This is a genomic window from Streptomyces sp. NPDC008317, from assembly GCF_042955955.1.
Taxonomy (GTDB): Bacteria; Actinomycetota; Actinomycetes; order Streptomycetales; family Streptomycetaceae; genus Actinacidiphila.
Map to the genome: position 1 here is coordinate 760,797 of NZ_JBIBFQ010000003.1, position 25,691 is coordinate 786,487.

The window sequence follows — 25,691 nt, forward strand, 5'->3', positions numbered from 1 at the left end:
CCGCCCGCGCCCGCTTCCGACCTGGTCGTTAGTGTGGACACGTGAGCGCTTTCGCCCAGGAGCTGCCCGCGCGGCTGCGTGCCGCGCGGGATTCCGTACGTCTGTGGTTCGCCCCCGCCCGCGTGCGGGACGAGGGCACGACCCCCGACTACCGCTTCTCGCTGGCCAACGAGCGGACCTTCCTCGCCTGGATCCGCACCGCGCTCGCCCTGATCGGCGGCGGTTTCGCCGTCGACCAGTTCCTCACCGACCACCTCGCGCACTGGGTACGGGTCTCGCTGGCGCTCGTCCTGCTGGCCGGTGGCGTCGCCTGCACGCTGCGCGCGGTCAACCACTGGGCCCGCTGCGAACGCGCCATGCGCCGCGGCGCCGACCTGCCCGTCTCCCGCTTCCCCGCGCTGCTCGCGGTCGCCATCGCGGTGATCGCCGTCGCGATGGTGTGCGTGGTGCTCTTCGGCTGGGCCGGATGAGCCACGACCGCCAGGACGGCGGGCCGTCGGGAGTCGGCGGCCGACCCGGTGACGACCGGGATCCGGGGCTCCAGCCGGAACGAACGCGGCTGGCGTGGCGGCGTACGACGCTGTCCTGCGCGGTGACGGCCGTGCTGGCCGGGCGGCAGGTGCTGCACCACGAGGGCGGGGCGCTCCCCGCGGTGGCCATCGGTCTGACCGCGCTCGCGTTCCTGGCCTTCCTCCGGCTGGCGCACCGCAGGATTCAGCAGCTCGGCGGCGCGCCGCACCCGGCGGTCATGGCACCGGGCGCCGCCGTCGCGGTGGTGGGCTGCACGGTGGCGCTCGCGGTGTTCGGCGCGGCGCTGGTGTGGTGAGGCGCGCCCTGATGTGGTGAGGCGCCCTGCTGTGGTGACGCGCGCCCTCGTGTGGTGAAGCGCCCAGCTGTGGTGAGGCGCGCCCGCCGCGCCCCTCAGCGTCGTCGCAGCACGCTCACCAGCGCCCGGACCTCCCGGTCGGCGAAGCCCGGCTCGCCCGCGACGGTCCGCACGAGTCCGTCCCGCACGGTACGGCTTCGGCCGGCCTCCACCAGCGCCAGCGACTCGGCCAGCGCCTGCGGGAGCGCCTGGTGGTACCAGGGTGTGTCCGCGTCCTCGTCGAACCAGCGGCTCGGCGGAAAGGTGCCGTTGAGCTTGGGCTGCGCATTGCCGTACCAGCCCCATTCGGGCCAGGGCAGCGACACGTTGACCACGTGTCCCGCGGGCAGCGTCCGCACCCAGCGGGCGGAATCGGGCGACTGCTGCCAGCGGTCGGCGTTCGGGCCGCTCTTGCCGCGGGGCGTCACCCCGACGTAGCGCAGCTTGCGGCGGATCACCGACCAGGGTTCGCGGCTCTCGGCGATCCACGCGGCCAGTTCGCGGTGGAGCGCGTCGAAGGTGGAGCCGCTGTGGACCACGTCGACCACGGCCAGCGGGCGCTTGCGGCGGGCCAGGGCGCGCGGTTCGAGGCCCGCCGCGGCCAGGTGCTCGCGCAAGCGCTCCCGCTGGGGCTGCGGGAGACGGGCGGAGCGGCGGATCGACAGGGGGAGCCGCAGGAGTCCGCCAGGGCGGTCCGCGTGTTCCAGCGCGCCGGTGAGCAGGTCGTACATGCTGTCCAGCGAGCGGCCGACGAAGCGGAGGTCGGCGGCGCGGGAGCGGGCCAGCACCTTGCCCGTGCACTGTGTGAGCGCCGGAAGGTGCCACAGCCGTACGGGTTCCGAGCCGTCCGCGAGCGTGCCGAGGCGGTCCGGCGGGCGGCCCTCGTACGAGGACAGCGCCCAGCGGAAGGGCTGCGGCGGGGCGGGTTGACGAGCGGTCACGCGTATTAGTGCAGCACTGCCGGGCCGTGCGGGTAAACGGATTTTCAGGGCGCCAGGATGTCCAGCTCGTGCAGGGCGCCCACGCAGATCTCGCGCATCAGGTCCTCGGCGGCGGCGGCCTCGCGGGAGCGGATCGCCTCGGCGACGCGAACGTGGAGGGTGACGGCGGCGGGGTCGGGCTCGGCGAACATCACATGGTGTTCGGTGCGGCCGGTGAGGACTTCGGCGACGACGTCCCCGAGGCGGGCGAACATCTCGTTGCCCGAGGCGTCGAGGACGACGCGGTGGAAGGCGACGTCGTGCACGAGGTACGCGTCGAGGTCGGCGGCGCGGGCGGCGGCGGCCATCTCGGCGGCCAGCACGGTGAGTTCGCGGCACTGGGCGGGATCGGCGGCGGTCGCGGCGAGTCCCGCGGCGACCGGTTCGACGGCGGTGCGCAAGGTGGTGAGGGAGCGCAGTTGGCGGGGGCGGTCGGCGCCGGCCAGGCGCCAGCGGATGACGGCCGGGTCGAAGACGTTCCACTCCTCGCTGCGCAGCACGGTGACGCCGACGCGGCGGCGGGACTCCACGAGGTGCATCGCCTCCAGCACCCGGACCGCCTCGCGGACGACGGTGCGCGAGACGCCGTAGCGCGATTCCAGTTCGTCGATGCGCAGAACCGTCCCCGGCGGGTAGTCGCCCGAGGCGATGGCGGGGCCGAGTTCGGCCAGAACACGGGCGTGCAGACCCCCGGCGTCGTCCCGCGGTGCTTCCTGCTGAGGCATGAGGACAGCTTATGCGGCAGCACAGTCATGTGACTTTTACATCACAGACTCTTGAATAAGTAGTACCTATGGCGTTGAGTGTCCCCGACCGCTTGCACAAGGAGGTTCGAGCGCATGACCAGCTCCCCGCGCCCACCGCACTCCCCCGTCGTCGTCGTGATGGGGGTCTCCGGTTCGGGCAAGTCGACCGTCGGCGGCCTGCTGGCGGATCGGCTGAGCGTCCCGTACGCCGAGGCCGACGACTTCCACCCGGCGGCCAACATCGCCAAGATGTCGGCCGGTCACCCGCTGGACGACGCCGACCGGGCGCCCTGGCTGGACGCCATCGGCGCGTGGATCGCGCAACGCGAGGGCAAGGGCGGGGTGGTGAGCTGTTCCGCCCTGCGCCGCCGCTACCGCGACCACCTGCGTCAGAGCGCGCCCGACCTGTTCTTCCTGCACCTGGACGGGTCCCCGGAGCTGATCGCCTCCCGGCTGGCCGCGCGGATGCAGCACTTCATGCCGTCCGAGTTGCTGCGCTCGCAGTTCGCGACGCTGGAGCCGCTGGAGCCGGACGAGGCGGGCGCGGTCGTGACGATCGAGGGCGGGCCGCGGGAGATCGCGGACCGCGCGCTCGCCGCCGTACCCCGCTGACGTCGCCGGACTGACCCGCCCCACCCGTTCGAACCCCCTCTCCCCTGTCCCCGTCCTTCCCCCTGGAGTCCTCCGTGTCCGCACTCAGCGTGGAGCTGCTGGCCGCCGATCCGTCCCCGATCACCGACGCGGGCAACACCCGCCTGGCACTGGCCGCCCTGGCCGGTATCGCCGTCATCGTGCTGCTGATCACCCGCTGGAAGGTGCACGCCTTCCTCGCCCTGACCATCGGCTCCGGTGTGCTCGGCTCCGTCGCGGGCGCGCCGCTGGCCAAGACGATCACCAGTTTCTCGACCGGCCTCGGCTCGACCGTGGCGAGCGTCGGCACCCTGATCGCGCTCGGCGCGATACTCGGCAAACTGCTCGCCGACTCCGGCGGCGCGGACCAGATCGTCGACACGATCCTGGCCCGTACCAGCGAGAAACGGCTGCCGTGGGCGATGGCCCTGATCGCGGGTCTGGTCGGCCTGCCGCTCTTCTTCGAGATCGGCATCGTGATCCTCATCCCGGTGGTGCTGCTGGTCGCCAAGCGCAGCGGCCAGTCGCTGATCCGGCTGGGCATCCCGGCGCTGGCCGGTCTGTCGGTGATGCACGGTCTGGTGCCGCCGCACCCCGGCCCGCTGGCCGCGATCGGCGCCATCCACGCCGACATGGGCATCACGCTCGCGCTCGGCGTGCTGGTCGCGATACCCACGCTCGCCATCGCGGGTCCGCTCTTCGGCCGGGTGGCCGCGGGCTGGGTGGACGTGACGCCGCCGGAGCGGATGACGCCCGCGCGCGCCTCCGACGACCTGGAGCGGCGGCCGAGCTTCGCCGCGACGACCTGCACGATGCTGCTGCCGGTGGTGCTGATGCTGGCCAAGGCCCTGGTCGACGTGATCGTGGACGACCAGAGCAGCCTGACGTACCGGATCTTCGACGTCATCGGTACGCCGCTGGTGGCGCTGCTGGCCGCGGTGATCGTGGCGATGTTCACCCTCGGGCGGGCCGCGGGCTTCAGCAAGGACCGCATCTCCTCGACCGTGGACGCCTCGCTCGGCCCGATCGCGGGCATCCTGCTGATCGTCGGCGCGGGCGGCGGCTTCAAGCAGACCCTGATCGACTGCGGGGTCGGTCAGATGATCCTCGACTGGTCCAAGAGCTGGCACATCTCGGCGCTGCTGCTCGCCTGGCTGATCGCGGTGCTGATCCGGGTCGCGACCGGTTCCGCGACGGTGGCGATCATCTCGGCCGCCGGTCTCGTCGCGCCGCTCGCCGAGGGCATGTCGTCCTCGCACACCGCGCTGCTGGTGCTGTCGGTGGGCGCCGGTTCGCTGTTCTTCTCGCACGTCAACGACGCCGGATTCTGGCTGGTGAAGGAGTACTTCGGGATGGACGTCCCGCAGACCCTCAAGACCTGGTCGGTGATGGAGACGGTGATCTCGGTGGTGGCGCTGGGCTTCGTCATGCTGCTGTCGCTGGTGCTGTGAGGCGCTGACGTCGTGAGGCGTGTGGGGCGGCGGGCCGTACGGTCCGCCGCCCCACACGCGTGTGTCACCAGCGCGGCACGGGCGGCGTCCGCCAGTCCGGGTCCGCCTTGCGCATCGCGGCGGCGTCGTCGCGGTCGCGCATGGCCCCGTCGTCGTCGAGCCAGCGCTGGTGCAGCGCCTTGAGCGCGTCCTGGTCGAGTTCGACGCCGAGGCCGGGGAGGTCGCTGACGGCGAGGCGGCCGTCCTCGAAGACATGGCGGCGGGTGATGACGTCCTCGGTCTGCCACGGGTAGTGCGAGTCGCAGGCGTAGTCGAGGTTGGGCACGGTGGCCGCGACATGGGTCATGGCGGCGAGGCTGATGCCGAGGTGGGTGTTGGAATGCATGGACAGGCCCACGCCGAACGTCCGGCAGATCGCGGCGAGTTGCTGCGTGTTGCGCAGGCCGCCCCAGTAGTGGTGGTCGGAGAGCACCACCTGGACGGCGCCGCGCGTGAAGGCGTCCTGGATCTCGGCGAAGGTCGTCACGCACATGTTGGTCGCCAGCGGCACGGAGGTGCCGCTCGCGACCCGGGCCATGCGGTCGGTGGTGCTGGCCGGGTCCTCCAGGTACTCCAGCACCTCGCCCAGCTCGCGGGCCACGTACAGCGAGGTCTCCACCGACCAGGCGCCGTTGGGGTCGAGGCGCAGCGGCCGGCCGGGGAAGGCGGCGGCCAGGGCGCGTACGGCGGCGATCTCCTCGTCGGGCGGGAAGACACCGCCCTTGAGCTTGAAGGAGCCGAAGCCGTACGTGTCGGCGAAGCGGCGGGCCTGGGCGACGACGCCTTCCGGGTCGAGGGCGGGACCCCAGTCGTCGGCCTCGCCCTGCCCCTCGGGGTGGGCGGCGAGCCGGTAGAAGAGGTAGGCGCTGTAGTCGACGGCGTCGCGGACCTTGCCGCCGAGCAGCGCGTGCACCGGCAGGCCGAGGTGCTTGCCGAGGGCGTCGAGGCAGGCCACCTCGAAGCCGGAGATGACCGACAGCCGCAGCTTGTCGGCGGTCTGCACACCGCGCAGCCCGCCGACGTCGACGGAGTCGGAGACGTCGGCGGGGTCGCCGCAGACCTCTTCCGCGAGGGTGAACAGCCCGTTCAGATCGCTGACCGTGTGGCCGGGCAGCGCGCGGGCCAGGGGCGCGGCGAGGTCGAGATAGCGGGTGTCGCCGTAGGTCTCGCCCACCCCGGCCGTACCGTCGGCGGTGACGACCTCGATGATGAGGCGGGGCGTGTAGGGCTGGTGGACACCCTGGGTGTTGAGCAGCGGCGGATCGGCGATGAGGATGGGGGTCAGCCGCACCTCGGTGATCACGAGTCCGGCGGAGCGATCTACTGTCTGCATATGTGAATTACGTTCACCCATAAGTCCAGAGCGTAGGTGCGGTGACCACGGCCGTCAATGCGGCCTCCCGAGCGCGGATGTGACGGACGGGACGCGACGGGGAGAGCGAAGAGCTGGACGACATACCGACTGGTCGGTACGATTTCTGAAGCCACGACGGTGACGAGGAGACGGCATGAGCGATACCGACAACCCCCCGGGTCTCGATCTGGGCCGGCTGCGCGCCCATCTCGACCGGGAGCGGCCGGGGCTGGTCGGCGGCGGCCTGCGCGGCAAGCTCATCGAGGGCGGCCGGTCCAACCTCACGTACTGGGTCACCGACGGCGGCACCGAATGGGTCGTCCGCAGGCCGCCGCTCGGGCACGTCCTGGCCACCGCGCACGACATGACGCGCGAGCACCGGGTGATCAGCGCGCTCGCCGCCACCCCGGTACCGGTGCCGGGCACGGTGCTGCTGTGCGAGGACGGCGAGGTGATCGGCGCCCCGTTCTACGTCATGGAATTCGTCGAGGGCACCCCCTTCCGCACCGAGAGCCAGCTCAGGGAGCTGGGCGCCGAGCGGACCCGCGAGGTCGTGCTCGCGCTGGTCGACACGCTGGTCGACCTGCACGCGGTGGACCCGGCGGCGGTCGGCCTCGGCGACTTCGGCCGCCCCGAGGGCTATCTGGAACGGCAGTTGCGCCGCTGGGGCAAGCAGCTCGACGCCTCCCGCAGCCGTGAACTGCCCGGCATCGACGCGCTGCACGCCGCGCTCGGCGCGGCCCTGCCCGACTCCCCCGGCGGCGCCGTCATCCACGGCGACTACAAGCTGGACAACGTCCTGGTGGACACCGCCGACCGGCTCACCGCCGTCCTGGACTGGGAGATGTCCACCCTCGGCGACCCGCTCACCGACCTCGGGCTGCTGCTGGTCTACAGCGAGCCGCAGATCGCCTCCGACTTCCCCATCCAGGCGGCGGGCGGCGCGCCCGGCCACCCCTCGGAGGCGGAACTCCTCCAGCGGTACGCCGAGCGGTCCGGCCGCGACGTGTCGACCGTCGACTGGTACACGGCCTTCGCCTGCTACAAGCTCGCCGTCATCTCCGAGGGCATCCACTACCGCTACACCCTCGGGCAGACGATCGGCGCCGGATTCGACCGGATCGGCGGCATCGTCCCCCACTTCGTCGAACGCGGCCTCGACCGGCTCCGGCGGCACGCCGAGCGGCAGGGCCGGCCGCGCCCCTCGCAGGACTCCCCCCGGAAGGAAGGCTGAGCAGCCATGGAATTCGCCTTCGACACCCGTACCGAGGAACTGCGGTCGCGGCTGACCGCGTTCCTCGACGAGCACGTCTACCCCGCCGAGCCGGTCTTCGCCGAGCAGCGCGCCGAGGCCACGGGGGACGACCGGTGGACCGCGCCGCCCGTGGTGGAGGACCTCAAGGCCGAGGCCAGGCGGCAGGGCCTGTGGAATCTCTTCCTGCCCGGCGAGCACGGCGCGGGACTGACCAATCTCCAGTACGCGCCGCTCGCCGAACTCACCGGCCGCAGCCCCCACTTGGCCCCGCCCGCCCTCAACTGCGCCGCTCCCGACACCGGCAACATGGAAGTCCTCAGCGAATTCGGCACCCCCGCCCAGCGCAAGGAGTGGCTGGAGCCGCTGCTCGCCGGGGAGATCAGGTCCGCCTTCGCGATGACCGAGCCGGACGTCGCCTCCTCCGACGCCACCAACATCGAGACGCGGATCGTACGGGACGGCGACTCGTACGTGATCAACGGCCGCAAGTGGTACATCTCCGGGGCGATGAACCCCAAGTGCGCGGTCTTCATCGTCATGGGCAAGACCGACCCGGACGCAGAACGGCACCGCCAGCAGAGCCAGATCCTCGTGCCGCGCGACACCCCCGGCATCGAAGTACGGCGCGGCATGCGGGTGTTCGGCTTCGACGACGGCGACCACGGCGGTCACGCCGAGATCGTCTTCCACGACGTGCGCGTGCCCGCCGGGAATCTGATCGGCGAGGAGGGCGGCGGCTTCGCCATCGCCCAGGCCCGGCTCGGCCCCGGCCGCATCCACCACTGCATGCGGCTGATCGGCATGGCCGAGCGCGCGCTTGAACTCATGTGCCGCCGCGCCGCCTCCCGTGTCGCCTTCGGCAAGCCGCTCGCCGCCCAGGGCGTGGTCCAGGAGTGGATCGCCGAAGCCCGCGTCGAGATCGAGCAGTTGCGGCTCCTCGTCCTCAAGACGGCCTGGCTCATGGACACCGTCGGCAATCAGGGCGCCCACACCGAGATCCAGTCCATCAAGATCGCCACCCCCGTCGCCGTCCAGCGCATCGTCGACCGCGCCATCCAGGTCCACGGCGCCGGCGGCGTCAGCCAGGACTTCCCCCTGTCCCAACTCTTCGCCGCCGCCCGTAGCCTGCGGCTCGCGGACGGACCCGACGAGGTCCACAAGCGCTCGCTCGCCCGCCGCGAGCTGAAGAAGTACCTGACCCCGTAAGGGGACCGCGCCCGCGCTGGGCGATACGCCGGTGTCTTGAGCGGCCCACCGCGGAGGGGTACCTCCGCGGTGGGCGGCGCGCCGGTCTTTTCAGGGGCGCTGAGGGCGTTACGGCTGGACGACCAGCCGGCCGATCGTCGTGCCGTCCGCGACGCGTTGAACGGCCTCGGCGGCGCCGTCGAAAGCCACCCGCTCGCTCACGAGGGGACGGACGGCCCCGGAAGCCGCCAGCTCGCAGAGCGCCTCGTGGGCCTGGCGGACCGCCACCGGATCGTGGGTGTTGTAGAGCCCCCAGTGGAGACCGAGGATGGCGTAGTTCTTGACGAGGGCGTGGCTGAGCGCGGGCGCGGGGACGGTGCCGCCGGCGAAGCCGACGACGACGATGCGCCCTTCGAAGGCGACGCACTTGGTGGACTTGGTGTAGGAGTCGCCGCCGACGGGGTCGAAGACGACGTTGGCACCGCGCCCGGCGGTGGCTTCCTTGACGACCGCGACGAAGTCCTCCGCGTGCCGGTCCACGACGATGTCGGCGCCGAGCTCACGGGCGGCCTTCGCCTTGTCGGGGCCGCCGACGACACCGATGACGGTGGCGCCCGCGGCCTTGCCGAGCTGGACGGCGGCGCTGCCGACACCGCCCGCGGCGGCGTGCACGAGCAGGGTCTCGCCGGGCCTGAGGGCGGCGCGGCGGTGCAGGGCGAACCAGCCGGTCTGGTAGCCGATGTGGAGGGCGGCGGCCTCGGCGTCGTCCAGGGCCTCGGGCGCGGGCAGCACCCCGGCGGCGGGGACGACGGCGTATTCGGCGAAGGCGCCGCGCGGCAGGGCGGCGGGCGTGATGACGCGGGCGCCGGTGTCCAGGTCCGTGACCCCTTCACCGACGGCGACGACCTCGCCGCAGAATTCCACGCCGGGCGTGAACGGCAGCGGCGGCCGGATCTGGTAGGTGCCCCGGCAGAGCATCGCGTCGGGGAAGTTGACCCCGGCGGCGCGTACCCGCAGCAGCACCTCGCCGGGACCCGGCTCGGGGGTGGGGACCTCGTCGAGGCGCATCGCCTCGCGCGGCTCGCCGTTCTCGTGCACGCGCCATGCCTTCACGTCAAAGCTCCCAGCGGGTCAGTGCCGCCGCACCGAGTGCAGCAGCAGGTCGGAGAATTCGGTGGCGACCTGCTCGGCGGAGAGCGGGCCCTCCGCGTGGTACCAGGTGCCGAGGTGGTGCACGGAGCCGAAGAAGAAGTCGACCACGAGGTCGGGCCGCAGGTCGGCGCGGAAGTGGCCGCCGCGCTGGCCCTCCTCGATCAGGGAGCGGAACTTCTCGTGGTAGCGGCGGCGCTCGGCACGCACCGCCTTCTGCTTCTCCGGGGCGAGCTGGTGGATGGAGCGGAAGAAGATCTTGGTGTCGTCCAGGTTCTGGATGCTGGTGACGACGACGTCGGCGGCGGCCTCGGCGAGCCGGTCGGGCACGGCGGTGTCGCGGGCGGCGATGGCGTCGAGACGTTCGGTCTGGAGCCGCAGCACCCGGCCGTAGATCTCGTGCAGCAGATCGTCCTTGGAGCCGAAGTAGTGGTAGAGCGCGCCCTTGGTGACTCCGGCGGCCTCCACGATCTCCTGGACGGAGGTGCGGTCGTAGCCGCGCTCGGCGAAGAGCCGGGTGGCCTCGGCGAGCAGCCGCTCGGGTACCGCGGCGGTGCCGCCCTCGCCCGAGCCGCCGCTGCCGCCGCCCGTCGCATTGCGTGCCATGGCCTGACCTCTTTCCGTACCCACGTGCCCACGTATCCCCGTACCGACCTGCCGGTGAACCGATGTGGCGCCGTACCGACAAAGCGACGCGCGTTCCGGCCGGTAGGGAACCCTATCCGGCCCGGACCTTGAGTTCGCGCCGGAGGATCTTCCCGGTGGCCGTCTTGGGGAGGTCGCCGAGCACCTCGACCTCGCGCGGGTATTTGAAGGCGGCGAGCCGGTCCTTGCAGTAGGCGACGATCTCCTCGGGCCCCGCGGTGGCGCCGGGCCGCAGGCTGACGTACGCCTTGACGCTCTCGCCGCGGTAGGCGTCGGGGACGCCGACGACGGCCGCCTCGCGGACCGCGGGGTGGGTGTAGAGGACGTCCTCGACCTCGCGCGGCCAGACCTTGAAGCCGGACGCGTTGATCATGTCCTTCTTGCGGTCGACGACATAGAGCCAGCCGTCCTCGTCCATGAAGCCGATGTCGCCGGTCAGCAGCTCGCCGCCGGGCAGGGCCGCCGCGGACTCCTCCGGCCGGTTCCAGTAGCCCGGTACGACCATCGGTCCGGTGACGGCGATCTCGCCGGATTCGCCGAACGGCACCTCGGCGCCCGTGTCGTCCAGGATCCGGACCATCGTGCCGGGTCCCGGAACGCCGACGGCGAGGGTGCCGGACGCGGGGTCGACGGGGGCCTCGGTGCCGGGCGGGACACTGGCGCAGGGGGCCGTGCACTCGGTGAGGCCATATCCGTTGGCGAGGTAGAGGCCGCCGGAGCGGGCGCGGAAGCCCTCCACCACGGCGGGCGGCAGCGGCGCGCCGCCCGAGGAGATCAGCCGGAAGGACGCGAAGTCCGCGGCGTCGGCGTCGGGCCTGGCCAGCAGCGCCATGAAGGCGGTGGACGGGCCGACGGTGTACGTCGGGCGGTGCTCGCGGAAGGCGTCGAGCACCACGCCCGGCTCGAAGCGGTACGCGAGGACGACGGTGTGTCCGCCCGCCAGCCCCGCCGACAACTGGCAGACCATGCCGGTGATGTGGAAGAGCGGCGCGAGCGCGAAGATGACGGCGTCGTCGGCGAAGCCCTGGACGCGTACCTGCCGGTGGGCGTTGAAGGAGATGTTGCCGTGTGTGTTGAGCGCCCCCTTGGGCTTGCCGCTGGTGCCCGAGGTGTAGCTGATCAGCGCGATGTCGCGGGCGGCGGGCAGGGGAACGTCGGGGCGCGGTCCGGCCGCGGCGCGGGCGGCGGTGAGCACGTCGTCCGCGCCCTCACCGGCCTGCGCGGGCGGCCGTTCCCCGGTCAGTACGCGGCTGTCGTCGCGCGTCTGGAGGTCGAATTCGCTGGCGGTCAGCGCGATACGGACCGGCGAGTCCACGACGGTGGCGCGGACGTATCCCTGCCAGGCGCGCTCCGAGCAGAGGATCGCGGCGGCCCCGGCGTCGGTCAGGATGTGCGCCAACTCGCCCTGCTTGTACATGGGGTTGACCGGGATGACGGTGCCGCCCGCCTTCCACCCGGCGAGCAGGCCGACGACGAACTGCGGCACATTTTGCAGCATGACCGCGAGGCGGTCGCCGGGGGCGAAGCCGCGCGCGGCCAGATGCCGGGCCAACCCGTCGGAGAGGGCGTCGAGTTCGCGGTAGCTCAGCGCGCCGTCGAAGTAGGCGAGCGCGCGGTGGTCGGGTATCCGCGCGGCGACGTCGAGGAAGGTGTGCAGGACGGACGGCGGGTGCTCGGCGTCCTCGCGCTGCTCGTCGGTGAAGTGCTTGAGCCAGGGCTGGTCGGCGTAGGTGGTCATGCCGGTTCCCCTTCCCGCGCGGGGGCGTTGGCGGATTCCGTGGTCTGCCCGGCTCTCCCTGTGTCCTCGGCTTTCCCGGCCTTCCCCGCGCCCTCGGCTTTCACGGCGTCCTCGGCTTTCACGGCGTCCTCGGCTTTCCCGGCCTTCCCCGCGCCCTCGGCCTGTCCGGCTTCCTTCGCCCGCAACTCCTCGTAGGTGCGCTGGAGTTTGTTCATGCCGCGGAGCCAGCGGTCGGGTTCCGCGGCGCGGGCCGCGTAATAACCGGCGACCTCGGGGTGCGGCAGGATCAGGAAGCGGTCGGCCGCGATGCCGTCGAGCACCGCCTGGGCGACGTCCTCGGGCTCGATGGCGTTCGGCGCGAGCACGAGGTCGCCCGCGACCCCGGTGGAACGGAGCATCGCGGTGCGCACGCCCTGCGGGCACACCGCGTGCACGTGGACGCCGCGGTGCCGGTAGGTGAGCGAGAGCCATTCGGCGAAGGCGAGCGCGCCGTGCTTGGTGACCGAGTACGGGGCCGCGCCGATCATCGTCAGCAGTCCGGCGGCCGAGACGGTGGACACGAAGCGCCCCTGTCCGCGCTCCAGCCATTCGGGGAGCAGCGCGCGGGCGGCGCGGACATGGCTCATGACGTTGACGTCCCAGGCCAGCTCCCAGGCGGCGTCGTCCGCCTCGGGGCCGCCGCCGGTGCCGACCCCGGCGTTGGCGCAGAAGATGTCGACGCCGCCGCCGAGCGCGGTGCGGGCGGCGGGCACGATGCCGGAGGCGTCGCCGGGGACGACGGCCGCGCCGATCTCGTCGGCGACCGCGCGGGCGGCGTCGGCGTCCAGGTCGTTCACCACGACCCGGGCGCCCTCGGCGGCGAATCTGCGGGCGAGGGCGGCTCCGATGCCGCCGCCCGCCCCGGTGACGACCACCCGGGCGCCGCGCACTGCTTCCACGACCACGATCGTGTCTCCTTCGACTCGACTCGGCTCCTTCGCATACTAAGCGGTCGGTCACACAATCCGGTAGTGCCGGGCCGGGGGGCGGGGGCGGACCCCGGACGCCGGGGCCTGGGGTCCGGCCGCGCGCCGTGTACGTAGCCGGTGCCGCCGCGTACGTAGCCGGTGCGTATTCAGCCGTCCGGGGGATGGACGACACCCGGCCCTGTCGGGATGATGCGGGCGAACCACACCATCACGGCGTATTTCCAGGGGGGCACCATGGCCGTGACCGGCACCTCAGTGACCAGCACCTCAGTGACCAGCGTCCGGCCGTACTGGGACCTGACCTTCGACGCGGACGGCGACCCCGACCCCCGGCAGCGGGACGCGCTGCTGGAGGCGGTCGGGAACCGGACCGATCTGGTGGTCTTCTCGCACGGCTGGAACAACGACATCGCCACCGCGACCGCGCTCTACGACGGCTTCTTCGGCCACTTCCCCGGCCTGCTGGCCGCCGCGCCGGACCTCCGCTTCGGCTACGTCGGCGTGCACTGGCCGTCGATGCGCTTCAGCGACGAGCCCATCCCCGATTTCCCGCGCACCTCCCCGACGCTCGCCGCGCCCGTGGCGGACGGCGCCGCCGCGTCGGGCGCCGCGCTCGACCCCCTGACCAGGGCCGCGCTCGGCGAGGTCTTCCCTGGCAGCGGACCCACGCTCGACCGGATCGCGGAACTGCTGGCCGAGCGGCCGGAAGCGCCCGAGCGGCTGGACGAATTCGCCGCGCTGGTCCGTACGCTCACCGGACTGCCGCCGAGTCCGGGCGCCGCCGCACGGATTCCCGCCGCACGGGGTCCCGCCGCCTCAGGTCCCGCCGCCTCCGGTCCCGCCGCACAAGGCGTCGCCGCCCAGAGCCTCCTCGCCGAGGACATGGGCACCGCGCCGGGCGCCGAGCCGCTCCTCTTCACCCAGGACCCCGTCACCACCTGCCTCTCACTGGCCGACGCCCTGGCGACAGCGGGCGCCGAGGTCGCCCCGGCCCAACCCGTCTCCGGCGAGGCGCTGTTCGGCGGGCTCGGCCGGCGCGTGTGGGACGGCGCCAAGGAGTTGCTGCGGCAGGCCACGTACTACGCGATGAAGCGGCGCGCGGGGACCGTCGGGCAGCGCGGGCTCGGGCCGCTGCTCGGGGTGCTGGCGCGCCGGGCGCCCTCGGTCCGGGTTCACCTGATCGGGCACAGCTTCGGCGCGCGGCTGGTGTCCTTCGCCCTGGACGGCATGCCGTCCACCGTCCGGGTCTCGTCGGTGACCCTGCTCCAAGGGGCCCTCTCGCACTACGCGTTCAGCGGCCCGCAGCCCTTCGACGCGCGGGGCGGGGCGCTGCACGGCAGACAACAGCGGGTCACCGGGCCCCTGGTGGCCTGCCATTCGCGGCACGACCAGGCGCTCGGCGTGTTCTACCCGCTGGCCTCGCGGCTCGCGGGTGAGGACGAGTCGCTGCTCGGCGACATCGCCCACGCGGGAGCGGATCTGCTCGGCTTCGGCGAACGCTGGGGCGCGCTGGGCCACGACGGCTTCCAAGCTCTGGACGGCGCACCGGAGTTGACCCTGGAGCGGGCCCTGGCCGGTGAGCTGCCGAGGACCGGCTGCGTCAGCGTGGACGCGTCCTCGGTGGTGTGCTCGGGCGGGCCGCCGTCCGGCGCGCACAGCGACATCTGCCACGAGGAGCTGGCCCGTCTGGTGCTGCGCACCGCGGGCCGGGTCCCCGGCTGAGGACCCGGCCCGCGACTGTCACCGCGCACCGCTCAAGGGCTCACCCCTGAGCGGGACGCGTCACCTGTGTGACGGGAATTCCACCACCTGCTGGAAGGTGGGCCGGTTCTGCCACGCGATCCGGTCGTCCGTGACTCCGCCCAGCGGACGCTGGACGATCGAGTCGGCGCACCACTGGTCACCGGCGGAGCAGCCGCTGTCGTCGGCCGGGTAGACGGTGGCCGCCGGGACGGCCGCCGCCTGCTTCAGCGTGGACAGCAACATGTCGCGGCAGGCGGTCAGTTGGCCGCCGCCGCAGTACGTCTGGTCGAGCGCGCCCTGCACCGGCTTGCCGAGCACCTTGCGCAGATCCTTGTCGGCGTACGACCACCAGCCGTACTGGAAGGCGCTGCCCGCGTGCGAGCCGGTCGGCCCGTGTCCCGCGGACGGCGACTCGTCGATCGCGAGGTTCGCGGCCAGCGCGTTGTAGAGGTCGCTGCCGAGGCCGGGCTGGAACTCGCCCGCGATCAGCAGCGGCCACCACGCGTCCATCACCCGTACCGCGTCCGCGTTGGCGTACGTGTGCGAGCCGGGCGAGGTCTCGTGCCGCTTGGTGCCCGCCGTGCTCCACGCCTCCAACTGCTGTACGGCGGTGGCCTCCTGGGGATCGGTGACCGGTGCGCTGTGGATCACCTGGAGCAGGTCGGGCAGGACGTCCTCACCGCGCAGGTCGGTGAGCGCCGCGTCCGCCATGGCCTTGGTGAGCGCGGCGCGGGTGACGCCGCCCGCCTGGGTGAGCGCCTTCACCCGGTCCTCCAGCAGGTCGGCGCGGTGCACGGAGCCGTTGCCGAAGCCCGCCGAGGTGTACCCCTTGGCCTGCTTGTTGTTCCACGACACGTAGTAGTCCTGGTCGACGGACTGCGGATGCTGCGCGGGCGGGGTGTAGGAGGCGGTGTTGGTCACCGGGTCCCAGCCGCGCCAGTCGTAGGCGGCCTGCGCCCACACCGGGAACGACGGGTCCACGCCGTCCGCCCTGACCGGGTTGGTGCCGCTGTTGTAGTACGCGGTGTGCTGGGAGTCCGCGTAGAACCAGTTGAAGGTGTAGTTGATGTCCTGCGTCGCCCGCTGGAACGAGGCGGCGTCGTGCACGAATCCGGGGTCGTTCAGCTCCTGGAAGCCCAGGATCGAGTCGGCCTCGTGCCGGTACGAACTGCGCAGCGCCGTATAGGCGACGGCCTTGCCGCCGACGGTCGCCCGGTACTGCACCGGGCCGTACGCCGTGCGCCAGACCTGCATGCGGTACGAGCCCGCCGCCGTGGAGTCGGCGACGGTCGGCGACCAGGAGTTGGTGCGTTCCAGCTTCTCCATCGGCACGCACGCGCCGTGCAGCACATAGTGCGTGGAGTCCTGGCACAGCTCCACGGCGTAGGTGTCGGTGACGTCCTGGCTCGCGGAGGTCGCGCTCCAGGCGTAGTCCTGGCCCCGGCCGAGTTCCACGTACATGCCCAGGCCCGCGAAGGACGCGCCGCGCGCGCTGATGCCGGGGCCCTGCAACTCCTGGAGCATCAGCAACTGTGGCGCGAAATAGCCGGTTTGCGGACCGAAGACGGCGACCGGGTGGCCGCTGGCGGTGTGCGCGCCACTGACCACGAGAGCGTTGGACATTCCCTTCTTCGTGGCGTCGCCGGAGAAGAGGTTGCTCGGCAGCACTCCGGGGCTCTTGGTGGTGGCCTGCTTGGCGCCGCCGGTCGCGTCGTAGACCAGCGGTTCCGGTACGACCGAACCGGCGTCGGGCAGCGCCTGGCCCTTGGCCTGCGCGGGCTTGCCGGCGTACGGGAAGCTGCTGCCGTCGTGCACGGTGGGCGTGGCCTCGGGGTCGTCCCGCTCGCGGAAGGACTCCCAGACCTTGGTGCCCTCGGCGACCCCGTACTTCTGCTGCGCTGCCAGCAGCGACAGCGCGGACTCCACCTCTCCGCCGCCGCCGGTGCCGAACAGCGCGCCGATCACCGAGGCGAGCGCGATCATGTCGGTGAGCTGGAACGGGTCGATCGTGCCCGCGTTGGTGATCGCGTCCATGTGCCCGGTGAGGACGTACTCGCCGGGGAAGTAACGGCCGTTCTTGGACTGCGTGATGTAGGCGTTGATGCCGTCGACGTACGCCTGCGCGTCGGCGAGCGCCTGCTGGCCGCGGGCGCCGCCGCTGTTCGCCAGCCGGGTGACCTGGTCCTGGAGGTCGGCCTCGGTGTACGGGGCCTGCCGCCAGAACTCCTGCTCCAGGCCGCGGTTGGCCGCCGCGCCGCCCGCGAACGACGACAGTTCGCCGCGTCCGACGTGCCGGAAGAGGTCCATCAGCCACAGCCGGTCCTGCGCCGCCGCGTATCCGGCGCCGTACTCCGTGCCCTGCCTGGTCGTGCCCTTGATGTGGGGGACGCCCGTCGCCTTGTCACGGGTGATCGTCACGTCCGAGCGCGGGCTGATCACCGAGGCGACCTGGCCCGAAGGGACGCCGAAGGACGAGCTGTTGAAGAAGTTGCTGATGGTCGCGTCGGTCAGCCCTGGGTATCCGTCGGCGAGCGACGAATACGGTCCGAGCTGGTCAGAGGTGTGCGCGGGGCGTGTCCCGAGCACCTTGTTCGCCAGAATGTCCGCGAGCGTGGCGTTGCCGTTCTCGCCAGGCGGCAGAATGTCAGAGCACTGTCCCGCGCAGTAGTCGCCCGAGTTGTCCGCGGCCTGCGCCGCCAGCGGCAACGGGGCCACCAAGGTGGCCCCGAGCGCCAGCAGCGCCGCGGCTGTCGCCGTTCTCCACTTGCCGATCCTGCCCAGCTTGCCGATCCGTCGTGGGGTCCGCAGCGGCATGTCTGCTCCTTCCGGATACCAGTCCCCGGACGTTACCGCCGGTACCTCCTTCCCGGAAGATGAACATGCGTCAGCTTTTCACTTCCCCCACATCCCGCCGCCCCCGACTCCCGCAGCCGCGGGGGGGGTGGGGGCGCGTTGGGGTGAGTGGGGGCGCGTTGGGGTCAGCGGGCACGCGTCGCGGTCAGCGGGGGCACGCCGGGATCAGCGGCGCGCGTCGCGGTCAGCGGGGGCGCAGGACGAAGACGCCCCAGCCGAAGTAGCGCTTGCCGTAGGTGAGATGGCCGCGCCGCTGGTGGTCGAGGAATTCGCGCATGGCCGGTACGTCGGGGTGGTCGGCGGGGGTGCGGCGGAGCCATTCGGAGATCGCGAACCACTGGGGCGCGTAGTAGCGGTCCCAGTTGTCGCCGTCGGCCAGCACCATTTCGACCAGGTCGACGCCCGCCGCCTCGAAGCGGTCCAGGGTGCCGCTGAGCGACACGAAGTCGTCCGGCTCGGTGCCGAGGGCCTCGTACGCCTCCTCCGGAGGTGTCTCGTGCCAGTACGGCTCGCCGATCAGCATGAGTCCGCCGGGGCGCAGGGCGGGCCGCAGCAGCTCGATCGTGCCCGCGAGGCCGTCCCCGATCCAGGTGGCGCCGAGGCACGAGGCGATGTCGAAGGCGGCGGGCTCCGGCTGGTATTTCCCGGCGTCGCCGCGCTCGAAGGTCACGCTCTCCGACACGCCGAATTCCGCGGCCCGCTCGCGCGCCGCCGTCAGGAAGACCTCGCTGAGGTCGACGCCGACACCGCCCGTGCCGTACCGCTTCGCCCAGCCGGCCAGCATCTCGCCCTTCCCGCAGGCGAGGTCGAGGTGCCGCTGCCCCTCCTTCAACCGGCAGATCTCACCGAGCAGCCGCAGCTTCTCCTGGCTGAGGGGGTTGAGGATGCGGTTGTCCGCCTCGGCGATCTCGTGGTGGCGCAGGCTCATGTGGCTCCTTGGCGGTGCTGGTCGTTCACAGGCGGGCTCGGGCGTTCGCGATGGTCCCCGATCGGGATGGCGGGTGCCACTCGTTTTGGCCCGTCGGCTCGGCTCCATAGTGGCCGACGGCGGGGCGACGGCCGTCACCGGTCGGCGGGGGTCACCGGCCCGCGGGCGTCACCGGCCGACGGGCGTCACCGCCACGGGGCCGTGGTCATCAGGCGTGACGGGTCCCGGGCGGTGACCGGGTCCGCCGAGGGGCTGGTCGGTACCCGCCGGTAATGCGAGGATCGCGGCGCACGACGCGTGGCGCACGGCGGTACGAGCGGCGGAAGGCGGGAGCGGGCATGGCCCAGTTGCACGATCTGACGGCGGTGGAGCAGGCGGCTGCGGTACGTGAGGGGGCGGTGTCGCCGGTCGAGTTGACCGAGCACTATCTGGAGCGGATCGACCGGCTCGACGCGACGCTCGGCGCGTTCATCACCGTGACGCCGGAGGTCGCCCGCAAGCAGGCGGCGGAGGCCGAGGCGTGGGCGCTGGCCGCGCGGCGCGAGGGCGCGGCCGACGAACTGCCCGTGCTGCACGGCGTCCCGGTGCCGGTCAAGGACCTGAATCTGGTGGCGGGTGTGCGCTGCACCTTCGGTTCCGCGGCCTTCGCGGAGCACGTACCCGACGCCGAGGACCATGTGGCGGCCCGGCTGCGCAAGGCGGGCACGATCCTGCTCGGCAAGACCAACACCCCCGAGTTCGGGCTGCCCTGCTACACCGAGAACCGGCTGGCGCCGCCTGCCCGCACGCCCTGGGACCTGGAGCGGTCGGCGGGCGGTTCGAGCGGTGGCGCCGGGGCGGCGGTGGCGGGCGGCCTCGCGCCGGTCGCGCAGGGCAGCGACGGCGGCGGCTCGATCCGTATCCCGTCCTCGGTTTGCGGGCTGTTCGGCATAAAACCGAGCCGCGGCCGGGTGAGCGGCGGCCCCGTCCTGCACGACGTGAGCGGGCTCAGTACGTCGGGCCCGATCGCCCGTACCGTCGCCGACGCGGCGGCGCTGCTCGACATCCTCGCGGGCCCCGAGCCCGGCGCCCCGTACGGGGCGCCCGCGCTGCCGCCCGGCGAGACCTTCCTCTCCCACGCCCGCCGCGAGCCGGGGCCGCTGCGCGTGGTGGCGCTCGCCGATCCGCCGGTGCCCGGCGTCGCGCTGCACCCCGACTGCCGGGCCGCGCTCGACGGCGCGGCGGGGCTGCTGCGCGAACTGGGCCACGACGTGGACGAGATGGCGCTGCCGGTGGACGACTCGGTGCGGCAGGCGTTCAACGCGGTCTGGTCGGTGATGGCCGCGGCCCGGCCGGTCGCGCCGGGCGACGAGCACTTGCTGATGCCGCTGACCCGGCATCTGCGGGCGGCGGGCGGCAAGGTGTCGGGGCTGGACTTCGCGGGCGCCCTCTACGTCTTCCGCATGCTCGGCCAGCTCATCGCGGATGCGCTCCTGACGTCGTACGACGTGATCCTGACGCCGACGCTCGCGCAGCCGCCCGCCCTGGTCGGGGGCATGCGCGACGACGCGGACCCGACGGCCGAATTCGACGCGATGGCCGCCTTCACGCCCTTCACCCCGCTGTACAACGCGACGGGCCAGCCCGCGGTCAGCGTCCCGCTGCACTGGACGGACGCGGGGCTGCCGATCGGCGTGATGCTGGGCGGGCGGTACGGCGACGAGGCGACGCTGGTGTCGCTGTCGGCGCAGTTGGAACGGGCCAGGCCCTGGGCGGGGCGGCGGCCGGAGGTCTGGTAGCGGCGCGGCGGCCGGAGCTCTGGTAGCGGCGCGGGAGCCGGGGGTACGGGATCGGCGGCCGGGCGGCGCGAGGGGCGGCCGACCGCGCGGCGGCGATTGACACCCGGCGGCCCCCGAACCATGCTGAGAGTCGCTGAGCAAGCGCTTAGAAACCCCGTAGCGTGCCGTACCGGACCGCCCCTGGAGGCCACCCCATGTCGCAGCCCCGCATCTTCGCTTCGCCGGACGAACTGCGCGCCGCCGTCGGCGAACAGCTCGGCTGGACCGAGTGGCAGGAGATCGACCAGAAGCGGATCGACCTGTTCGCCGAGGCCACCGGGGACCACCAGTGGATCCACGTCGACGCGGAGAAGGCGGCGCTCGGCCCGTTCGGCACGACCATCGCGCACGGCTATCTGACGCTCTCCCTGATCCCGTCCCTCACCCCGCAGCTCCTGCTGGTCGAGGGCGTGAAGATGGGCGTCAACTACGGCGTGAACAAGGTGCGTTTCCCCGCTCCCGTACCGGTCGGCTCCCGGCTCCGCGCGACCGCCGAGGTCGCGGAGGTCACCGAGGTGGGCGGCGGCATCCAGCTCGTGACGAAGGTGACGATCGAGCGCGAGGGCGGCGACAAGCCGGTGTGCGTGGCGGAGACGGTGGCCCGCTTCTATCTGTAGCTCTGCGGACGCGTTCGGACGGCTGTCCGTGGACGCGTTCGCGCGGGTAGCGCCCTCAGGCCGTGGGCCGCACCATGCGCAGCACGAGGTCGGCGTAGAGCGCGCCGACCTCGTCCGGGGTCCTGCGGCCTTCGGGGTTGAACCAGCGGGCCACGTCGATGCAGAGCGACAGCACGGCGAGCGTGGTCCCGGAGACCTCGGGGACGTCGAATTCGCCCGCCGTCACGCCGTCCTTGATGATCGTGCGGATCGCGTCCTCGCTCTGCCGCCGCAGCGCCACGATCTCCGCGTGGTGCTCGGGGGCGAGCGCGCCCAGCTCGTACTGCACGACCCGCCCGGTCGTGTGGTGCTCGGCGTGCCAGCGGACGAAGGCGCGTACGGCGCTCTCCAGCCGTTCGGCCGCGCTGCCGTCGCCGTCCCTGGCCTCGGAGAGCATGGCGAGCGAGCGCAGGTGGCCGACCTTGCTGATCTGGTAGAGCAGTTCCTCTTTGGTCTTGTAGTGGATGTAGAGCGCGGCGGGGCTCATGCCCGCGCGCCCGGCGATGTCGCGGGTGGTCGTGGCGTGGTAGCCGCGCTCGGCGAACGCCTGTACCGCCGCGATCACCAGCCGCCTCGCGGCGTCGGGGCTGATGTCCCCCCACGCCTCGCCGGTTGTCGCCTCGACGCTCATCGCACGCTCCTCACCGCCGGTCACAGCCGCCACCCTATCGCGGGGCTGAGCAAGCGCTTAGATACTAAGCGGTCGCTCGTCACTTGTCGTGACCAGGGCAGGGGGACGTCGAGACAGGACGTCGAAGCGGTACGAGGGCGCGGTGCGTGGAAGCGGTGCGGGTGCGTACGGGTGCGCGGCCTGCGGTCAGAACGCCGATACGCCGGTCAGCGCCCGTCCGATCAGCAGCTTGTGTATCTGGCTGGTGCCTTCGTACAACGTCATGACCCGCGCATCCCGCAGCAGCTTGCCCGCCGGGTACTCGTCGATGTAGCCGTAGCCGCCGAAGACCTGGAGGGCGTTGTTGGCACAGCGCACGGCGGCCTCGCTCGCGTAGAGCTTGGCGACCGAGGACTCGGTGGCGAAGGGCAGCCCGCGGTCGATCAGGTCGGCGACCCGCCAGGTGAGCAGCCGGGCCGCGTCCACGTCCACCGCGATGTCGGCGAGCAGCTCCTGGACGAGCTGGCGCCCGGCGATCGGCGCGCCGAACTGCTCGCGCTCCCCCGCGTACGCCACCGCCGCGTCCAGGCACGCCTGGGCGATGCCGACACAGCCCGCCGCGACCGACATCCGGCCCTTGGCCAGCGCGGACATCGCCACGGAGAAGCCCTTGCCCTCGGGCGCGAGCATCGCGGAGGCCGGGACGCGGACGCCGTCGAGGACCAGCTCGGCCGTCGCCTGCCCGCGCAGCCCGAGCTTGCCGTGGATCTCGCGGCGGGTCAGGCCCGCCGTGTCGGTCGGCACCAGGAAGGCGCTGACGCCCTTGTGCCCCTCGTCGGCGCGGCCGGTGCGGGCGAAGAGCAGGACGACATCGGCCCAGGTGCCGTTGGTGATGAACATCTTGCTGCCGGTGATCACGTACGAGTCGCCGTCCCGTACCGCGCGGGTGGTGAGATTCGCGGCGTCCGAACCGGTGCCCGGCTCGGTCAGCCCGAAGCAGCCGACCGCGTCGCCCGCGGTGAGCCGGGGCAGCCACGCGCGCTTGTGCTCCTCGCTCCCCCAGCGCGCGATCGACTTGGCGACCAGCCCGAGCGAGACCGAGACGATGCCGCGCACGGAGGAGTCGCCGCGGCCCAGCTCCTCGGTCACCAGGCAGTAGGCGAGGTGGTCGCCGCCGGAGCCGCCGTACTCCTCGTCGACGGTGAGTCCCAGGAAACCGAGCGCGCCGAGCTTCTTCACGATGGCGCGATCCACGCTCTCGGCGCGGTCCCACGCCACCGCGTTCGGCGTGATCTCGCGCTCGGTGAAGTCCCTGGCCAGCTCCTTGACGGCGGCCTGCTCCTCGGTCAGCTCAAGGTTCACTGCGTCGTCACCGCATCCCACGATCGTCCGGACGATCCTTCGAAACTACCACCGCTAGTTTTCGGGCGGCAGGCTCTACTATGTGCCGCATGGCCCGCCCCCGCAAGCCCCTGCTCAGCCGCGACCGGATCGTCACGGCGGCCCTCGCCCTCATCGACGAGGAGGGTCTGGCGGCCCTGTCCACCCGGCGGCTCGCGGCCGAACTGGGCGTGAGCGGGCCCTCCCTCTACAACCACTTCGCCACCAAGGAAGCCATCCTCGACGCGGCGGCCGACACCGTCGTCACCCAGGTCGACCTGTCGATGTTCGGTGACGGCAGGGACTGGCGGCAGGCGCTGCTCGACTGGGGCCGCTCCTATCGCGCCGCCCTCACCGACCACCCGCACATCGTGCCGTTCCTCGCCGTCGGGCCCGGCCTGCGGCCCGCCGGGCTCCGGATGGCCGACGCCGTCTTCGGCGGCATGGTCGAGGCGGGCTGGCCGCCCGCCCACGCCACCCGGATCGGCGCCCTCATGCGCTACTTCGTCACCGGCTCCGCACTCGGCTCCTTCGCGGGCGGCTTCGTCGGCGACGCGGACGTCTACGACCCCGCCGACTATCCGCACCTCGGCCAGGCCCACCTCCTCGCCAAGCACCAGCGGCAGATCGACAGCGGCGCCTTCGAGACGGGGCTGCGCGCGCTGATCGACGGTCTGGCCGTGCAGTTCGAGGCTCTCGCGGGCCCGGGAACCGCCCCGGCGTGAGCCCCGGCGCGGGTGGCCTCCCGGCGGGAAATCCGGGGGCGGACCGGCCGCGCCTGCTGACAGGATGGCGCCATGTCAGAACCGGTCCCGCAGGGCCCCGAGCCCGACTTCGTCCAGGTCAACTACCGCAAATACGACGGCACTCTGCACTGGAATCTGCGGATGCGGCGGCTCGGCGAGGACGAGCACGGCGTATGGCTCGGCCTCCCCGGCTTCGGCCTGGTGCGCAAGGGCCACAATCCCCACGTCCCGATCCCCGAGGCGCACATCATCCTCTTCCCGCGCGACGCCTGGTGGACGGCGACCTTCAACGCCGCGCCCCGCCGCACCGAGATCTACTGCGACATCACCACCCCGCCGCGGTGGCCGTCCCCCGCCGAGGTCACCATGGTCGACCTCGACCTGGACGTCCTGCTCAAGCGCGGCGCCGACCTGCCGATCCTGGTCGACGAGGACGAATTCGCCGAGCACCAGGTGCGGTACGGCTACCCCGCCGATGTGATCGGCGCCGCCGAATCCGCCGCCGCGTGGCTGATGACGGCGGTGGCGGAGGGCACCGGTCCCTTCGACGGCACTCACCGGCACTGGCTGGCGATGGTCGACGGCGCGCAGGCGTAGGCGTACGCGTAGACGTCCGCCTAGACGTACGCCTGGGGACGCGCCCGCTGACAGCGGCGGGTGCGCGGTCCCGCGGGAATCCGGCCCGACCGACCGGTCAGAAGACCACCAGCGCCCGGCCGCCGCGCCCGGCGGTCATCGCCTCGAAGGCCGCCGGGATGCCGTCGAGCGTGATGCGGTCGGTGACCATGGCGGACAGGTCGAGGCGGCCCGCCCGTACGTGCTCGGCGAGCACCGGCAGATCCACGGCCGGGTCGCAGTTTCCGTACACGCAGCCGGAGAGCGTGCGGCCGAAGTAGAAGAGTTCCAGCGCGGTGAAGGTGACCTGCTGGTCCTGGCCGCCGATGCCGACCACCGTCGTACGGCCGCCGCGGCGCGTGGAGGACCAGGCGGTGCGGATGGTGTCGGCGCGGCCCACGCACTCGATGGCCGCGTCGGCGCCGAAGCCGTCGGTGAGCTTGCGGATCCGCTTGGCCGTGTCGTCCCCGGAGACGACGAAGTCGGTGGCGCCGGCCGCCCGCGCCAGCTCCTCCTTGGCGGGCGCGACATCGACCGCGATGATCCGCTCGGCGCCCGCGATCCGCGCCGACTGGAGCACGGCGAGCCCCACGCCGCCGACCCCGTAGACGGCGACGCTCTCGCCGGTACGGATCCGCGCCGAGTGGTGCACCGCGCCGTAGCCGGTGAGTACGGCGCAGCCGAGCAGCGCGGCGTCGGTGAGCGGGACGCCGTCGGGGAGCGGCAGGACCGCGCCCGCGGCGACCACGGTCTCCTCGGCGAAGACGGCGGTGCCCAGGCCCGGGTAGAGCGGGCTGCCGTCGGCGGCCAGCGTGGCGTACGGACTGGCGGCTGCCGTGGCGGAGTTGGCGCACAGCCAGGGCTCGGCGAGGCCGCAGAAGTGGCAGTCGCCGCAGGCGGGCGCCCAGTTGAGGACCACGCGGTCACCGGAGGCGAGATGGCCGACGCCGTCTCCGACCGCCACCACCGTGCCCGCGCCCTCATGGCCGAGGACGGCGGGTACCGGCTGGCGCAGCGTCCCGTTGGACAGCGACAGGTCGGAGTGGCACACGCCCGCCGCCGCCAGCCGGACCCGGACCTGTCCGGGGCCGGGGTCGGGCAGCTCGATGTCGGCGACGGCCAGCGGCGCGTTGACGGCGGGCAGGACGGCTGCGCGTACCACGAGGTCTCCTGGGTGCGGGGCTGCGAGCGGATCCGGATGCGGACGGATGCGGTCGGGGGCTGGCGGATGCGGTCGGGGGCTGACGGACGCGGATGCGGGTGCGGGTGCGGACGAGCGGGCGTGAGCGGGGTGGGGCATCGGGCCGGTCGGACCGGGTCGGCCGGGGTGATCCTGGT

22 protein-coding genes and 1 pseudogene are annotated in these 25,691 nt (G+C 72.6%); 11 read left to right on the plus strand and 12 right to left on the minus strand.

All coding sequences use genetic code 11. The features are described 5' to 3' along the window. Nucleotides 1–74: 74 nt before the first annotated feature. Nucleotides 75–470 carry a YidH family protein gene (locus ACFY9V_RS12895; protein WP_188283850.1) on the plus strand — a complete coding sequence of 132 codons (396 nt, stop codon included), beginning with the start codon at nucleotides 75–77 and terminating at the stop codon, nucleotides 468–470. After that, complete coding sequence (locus ACFY9V_RS12900) at nucleotides 467–826, plus strand: DUF202 domain-containing protein (RefSeq protein WP_355333345.1); 360 nt, start codon at nucleotides 467–469, stop codon at nucleotides 824–826. The genes ACFY9V_RS12895 and ACFY9V_RS12900 overlap by 4 nt, the downstream gene beginning before the upstream one ends. Before the next feature lie 95 nt (nucleotides 827–921). Here ACFY9V_RS12900 and ACFY9V_RS12905 read toward each other — a convergent pair whose 3' ends face one another. Together ACFY9V_RS12905 and ACFY9V_RS12910 are read right to left on the minus strand one after the other, a co-directional pair. Then, a complete protein-coding gene (locus ACFY9V_RS12905) occupies nucleotides 922–1,806 on the minus strand; it encodes a hypothetical protein (RefSeq protein WP_391161252.1) in 885 nt (294 codons plus the stop codon). Between the two features lie 44 nt (nucleotides 1,807–1,850). Further along, nucleotides 1,851–2,570, minus strand: coding sequence for an FCD domain-containing protein (locus ACFY9V_RS12910; RefSeq protein WP_391161254.1), 720 nt, complete (start codon nucleotides 2,568–2,570; stop codon nucleotides 1,851–1,853). A gap of 114 nt (nucleotides 2,571–2,684) precedes the next feature. Between ACFY9V_RS12910 and ACFY9V_RS12915 the strand changes: the two genes are divergently transcribed. Together ACFY9V_RS12915 and ACFY9V_RS12920 are read left to right on the plus strand one after the other, a co-directional pair. Further along, nucleotides 2,685–3,203, plus strand: a complete 519-nt coding sequence (locus ACFY9V_RS12915) for a gluconokinase, GntK/IdnK-type (RefSeq protein ID WP_391161256.1) — start codon at nucleotides 2,685–2,687, stop codon at nucleotides 3,201–3,203. 74 nt (nucleotides 3,204–3,277) lie between these two features. Further along, on the plus strand, nucleotides 3,278–4,672 hold the full coding sequence (locus tag ACFY9V_RS12920; protein WP_391048487.1) for a gluconate:H+ symporter: 1,395 nt from the start codon (nucleotides 3,278–3,280) through the stop codon (nucleotides 4,670–4,672). A gap of 64 nt (nucleotides 4,673–4,736) precedes the next feature. Here the strand turns inward: ACFY9V_RS12920 and ACFY9V_RS12925 are convergent, their stop codons facing one another. Next, entirely contained in the window at nucleotides 4,737–6,044 is a 1,308-nt protein-coding gene (locus ACFY9V_RS12925) for an enolase C-terminal domain-like protein (RefSeq protein ID WP_391161258.1), read from the minus strand. Between the two features lie 175 nt (nucleotides 6,045–6,219). On the opposite strand from ACFY9V_RS12925, the gene ACFY9V_RS12930 reads away from it, so the two are divergent. Both ACFY9V_RS12930 and ACFY9V_RS12935 read left to right on the plus strand, forming a co-directional pair. Continuing rightward, nucleotides 6,220–7,299 (plus strand): phosphotransferase, encoded by a 1,080-nt coding sequence (locus ACFY9V_RS12930; protein WP_391161260.1) that lies wholly within the window; start codon nucleotides 6,220–6,222, stop codon nucleotides 7,297–7,299. Between the two features lie 6 nt (nucleotides 7,300–7,305). Further along, nucleotides 7,306–8,526: an acyl-CoA dehydrogenase family protein gene (locus tag ACFY9V_RS12935; RefSeq protein ID WP_391048496.1), complete on the plus strand. Its 1,221-nt coding sequence runs from the start codon at nucleotides 7,306–7,308 to the stop codon at nucleotides 8,524–8,526. 108 nt (nucleotides 8,527–8,634) lie between these two features. On the opposite strand, the gene ACFY9V_RS12940 is transcribed toward ACFY9V_RS12935, so the two are convergent. From ACFY9V_RS12940 to ACFY9V_RS12955, 4 genes and pseudogenes are all read right to left on the minus strand, one after another. Beyond that, nucleotides 8,635–9,618, minus strand: a complete 984-nt coding sequence (locus tag ACFY9V_RS12940; RefSeq protein ID WP_391161262.1) for a zinc-binding dehydrogenase — start codon at nucleotides 9,616–9,618, stop codon at nucleotides 8,635–8,637. An 18-nt stretch (nucleotides 9,619–9,636) separates the two neighbouring features. Continuing rightward, entirely contained in the window at nucleotides 9,637–10,260 is a 624-nt protein-coding gene (locus tag ACFY9V_RS12945) for a TetR/AcrR family transcriptional regulator (RefSeq protein ID WP_355333369.1), read from the minus strand. 112 nt (nucleotides 10,261–10,372) lie between these two features. Next, complete coding sequence (locus ACFY9V_RS12950; RefSeq protein WP_391161265.1) at nucleotides 10,373–12,037, minus strand: AMP-binding protein; 1,665 nt, start codon at nucleotides 12,035–12,037, stop codon at nucleotides 10,373–10,375. A 176-nt stretch (nucleotides 12,038–12,213) separates the two neighbouring features. Then, nucleotides 12,214–12,975: pseudogene (locus ACFY9V_RS12955) on the minus strand (SDR family oxidoreductase); the annotation flags it as partial. A 285-nt stretch (nucleotides 12,976–13,260) separates the two neighbouring features. Between ACFY9V_RS12955 and ACFY9V_RS12960 the strand changes: the two are divergent. Further along, the gene (locus ACFY9V_RS12960; RefSeq protein ID WP_391161267.1) at nucleotides 13,261–14,727 is read left to right on the plus strand and encodes a serine-threonine protein kinase; all 1,467 of its coding nucleotides are present in this window, start codon (nucleotides 13,261–13,263) and stop codon (nucleotides 14,725–14,727) included. A 60-nt stretch (nucleotides 14,728–14,787) separates the two neighbouring features. Here the strand turns inward: ACFY9V_RS12960 and ACFY9V_RS12965 are convergent, their stop codons facing one another. Then, on the minus strand, nucleotides 14,788–17,562 hold the full coding sequence (locus tag ACFY9V_RS12965; protein ID WP_391048505.1) for a penicillin acylase family protein: 2,775 nt from the start codon (nucleotides 17,560–17,562) through the stop codon (nucleotides 14,788–14,790). Nucleotides 17,563–17,785: 223 nt separating this feature from the next. Then, nucleotides 17,786–18,529: a class I SAM-dependent methyltransferase gene (locus ACFY9V_RS12970; RefSeq protein WP_355333380.1), complete on the minus strand. Its 744-nt coding sequence runs from the start codon at nucleotides 18,527–18,529 to the stop codon at nucleotides 17,786–17,788. Between the two features lie 338 nt (nucleotides 18,530–18,867). Here ACFY9V_RS12970 and ACFY9V_RS12975 point away from each other — a divergent pair, with 338 nt between their 5' ends. Further along, a complete protein-coding gene (locus ACFY9V_RS12975) occupies nucleotides 18,868–20,307 on the plus strand; it encodes an amidase family protein (RefSeq protein ID WP_391161269.1) in 1,440 nt (479 codons plus the stop codon). Between the two features lie 194 nt (nucleotides 20,308–20,501). Then, nucleotides 20,502–20,963, plus strand: coding sequence for a MaoC/PaaZ C-terminal domain-containing protein (locus tag ACFY9V_RS12980; RefSeq protein ID WP_391048511.1), 462 nt, complete (start codon nucleotides 20,502–20,504; stop codon nucleotides 20,961–20,963). Nucleotides 20,964–21,018: 55 nt separating this feature from the next. On the opposite strand, the gene ACFY9V_RS12985 is transcribed toward ACFY9V_RS12980, so the two are convergent. After that, a complete protein-coding gene (locus ACFY9V_RS12985; protein ID WP_391048514.1) occupies nucleotides 21,019–21,633 on the minus strand; it encodes a TetR family transcriptional regulator in 615 nt (204 codons plus the stop codon). Between the two features lie 186 nt (nucleotides 21,634–21,819). After that, a complete protein-coding gene (locus ACFY9V_RS12990; protein ID WP_391048517.1) occupies nucleotides 21,820–22,974 on the minus strand; it encodes an acyl-CoA dehydrogenase family protein in 1,155 nt (384 codons plus the stop codon). Between the two features lie 89 nt (nucleotides 22,975–23,063). On the opposite strand from ACFY9V_RS12990, the gene ACFY9V_RS12995 reads away from it, so the two are divergent. Both ACFY9V_RS12995 and ACFY9V_RS13000 read left to right on the plus strand, forming a co-directional pair. Next, complete coding sequence (locus ACFY9V_RS12995; protein ID WP_391161271.1) at nucleotides 23,064–23,717, plus strand: TetR family transcriptional regulator; 654 nt, start codon at nucleotides 23,064–23,066, stop codon at nucleotides 23,715–23,717. 72 nt (nucleotides 23,718–23,789) lie between these two features. Further along, entirely contained in the window at nucleotides 23,790–24,335 is a 546-nt protein-coding gene (locus ACFY9V_RS13000; protein WP_391161273.1) for a DUF402 domain-containing protein, read from the plus strand. A gap of 97 nt (nucleotides 24,336–24,432) precedes the next feature. Here the strand turns inward: ACFY9V_RS13000 and ACFY9V_RS13005 are convergent, their stop codons facing one another. Further along, nucleotides 24,433–25,515 carry a zinc-binding dehydrogenase gene (locus ACFY9V_RS13005; RefSeq protein ID WP_391161275.1) on the minus strand — a complete coding sequence of 361 codons (1,083 nt, stop codon included), beginning with the start codon at nucleotides 25,513–25,515 and terminating at the stop codon, nucleotides 24,433–24,435. Nucleotides 25,516–25,691 lie beyond the last annotated feature (176 nt).

Excerpts from the sequence above, each read along its gene's own strand:
- ACFY9V_RS12900 (WP_355333345.1), top strand. The coding sequence starts at position 467 with ATGAGCCACGACCGCCAGGACGGCGGGCCGTCGGGAGTCGGCGGCCGA.
- ACFY9V_RS12910 (WP_391161254.1), bottom strand. The coding sequence starts at position 2,570 with ATGCCTCAGCAGGAAGCACCGCGGGACGACGCCGGGGGTCTGCACGCC.
- ACFY9V_RS12915 (WP_391161256.1), top strand. The coding sequence starts at position 2,685 with ATGACCAGCTCCCCGCGCCCACCGCACTCCCCCGTCGTCGTCGTGATG.
- ACFY9V_RS12925 (WP_391161258.1), bottom strand. The coding sequence starts at position 6,044 with ATGCAGACAGTAGATCGCTCCGCCGGACTCGTGATCACCGAGGTGCGG.
- ACFY9V_RS12930 (WP_391161260.1), top strand. The coding sequence starts at position 6,220 with ATGAGCGATACCGACAACCCCCCGGGTCTCGATCTGGGCCGGCTGCGC.
- ACFY9V_RS12935 (WP_391048496.1), top strand. The coding sequence starts at position 7,306 with ATGGAATTCGCCTTCGACACCCGTACCGAGGAACTGCGGTCGCGGCTG.
- ACFY9V_RS12945 (WP_355333369.1), bottom strand. The coding sequence starts at position 10,260 with ATGGCACGCAATGCGACGGGCGGCGGCAGCGGCGGCTCGGGCGAGGGC.
- ACFY9V_RS12950 (WP_391161265.1), bottom strand. The coding sequence starts at position 12,037 with ATGACCACCTACGCCGACCAGCCCTGGCTCAAGCACTTCACCGACGAG.
- ACFY9V_RS12965 (WP_391048505.1), bottom strand. The coding sequence starts at position 17,562 with ATGCCGCTGCGGACCCCACGACGGATCGGCAAGCTGGGCAGGATCGGC.
- ACFY9V_RS12970 (WP_355333380.1), bottom strand. The coding sequence starts at position 18,529 with ATGAGCCTGCGCCACCACGAGATCGCCGAGGCGGACAACCGCATCCTC.
- ACFY9V_RS12975 (WP_391161269.1), top strand. The coding sequence starts at position 18,868 with ATGGCCCAGTTGCACGATCTGACGGCGGTGGAGCAGGCGGCTGCGGTA.
- ACFY9V_RS12980 (WP_391048511.1), top strand. The coding sequence starts at position 20,502 with ATGTCGCAGCCCCGCATCTTCGCTTCGCCGGACGAACTGCGCGCCGCC.
- ACFY9V_RS12985 (WP_391048514.1), bottom strand. The coding sequence starts at position 21,633 with ATGAGCGTCGAGGCGACAACCGGCGAGGCGTGGGGGGACATCAGCCCC.
- ACFY9V_RS12995 (WP_391161271.1), top strand. The coding sequence starts at position 23,064 with ATGGCCCGCCCCCGCAAGCCCCTGCTCAGCCGCGACCGGATCGTCACG.
- ACFY9V_RS13000 (WP_391161273.1), top strand. The coding sequence starts at position 23,790 with ATGTCAGAACCGGTCCCGCAGGGCCCCGAGCCCGACTTCGTCCAGGTC.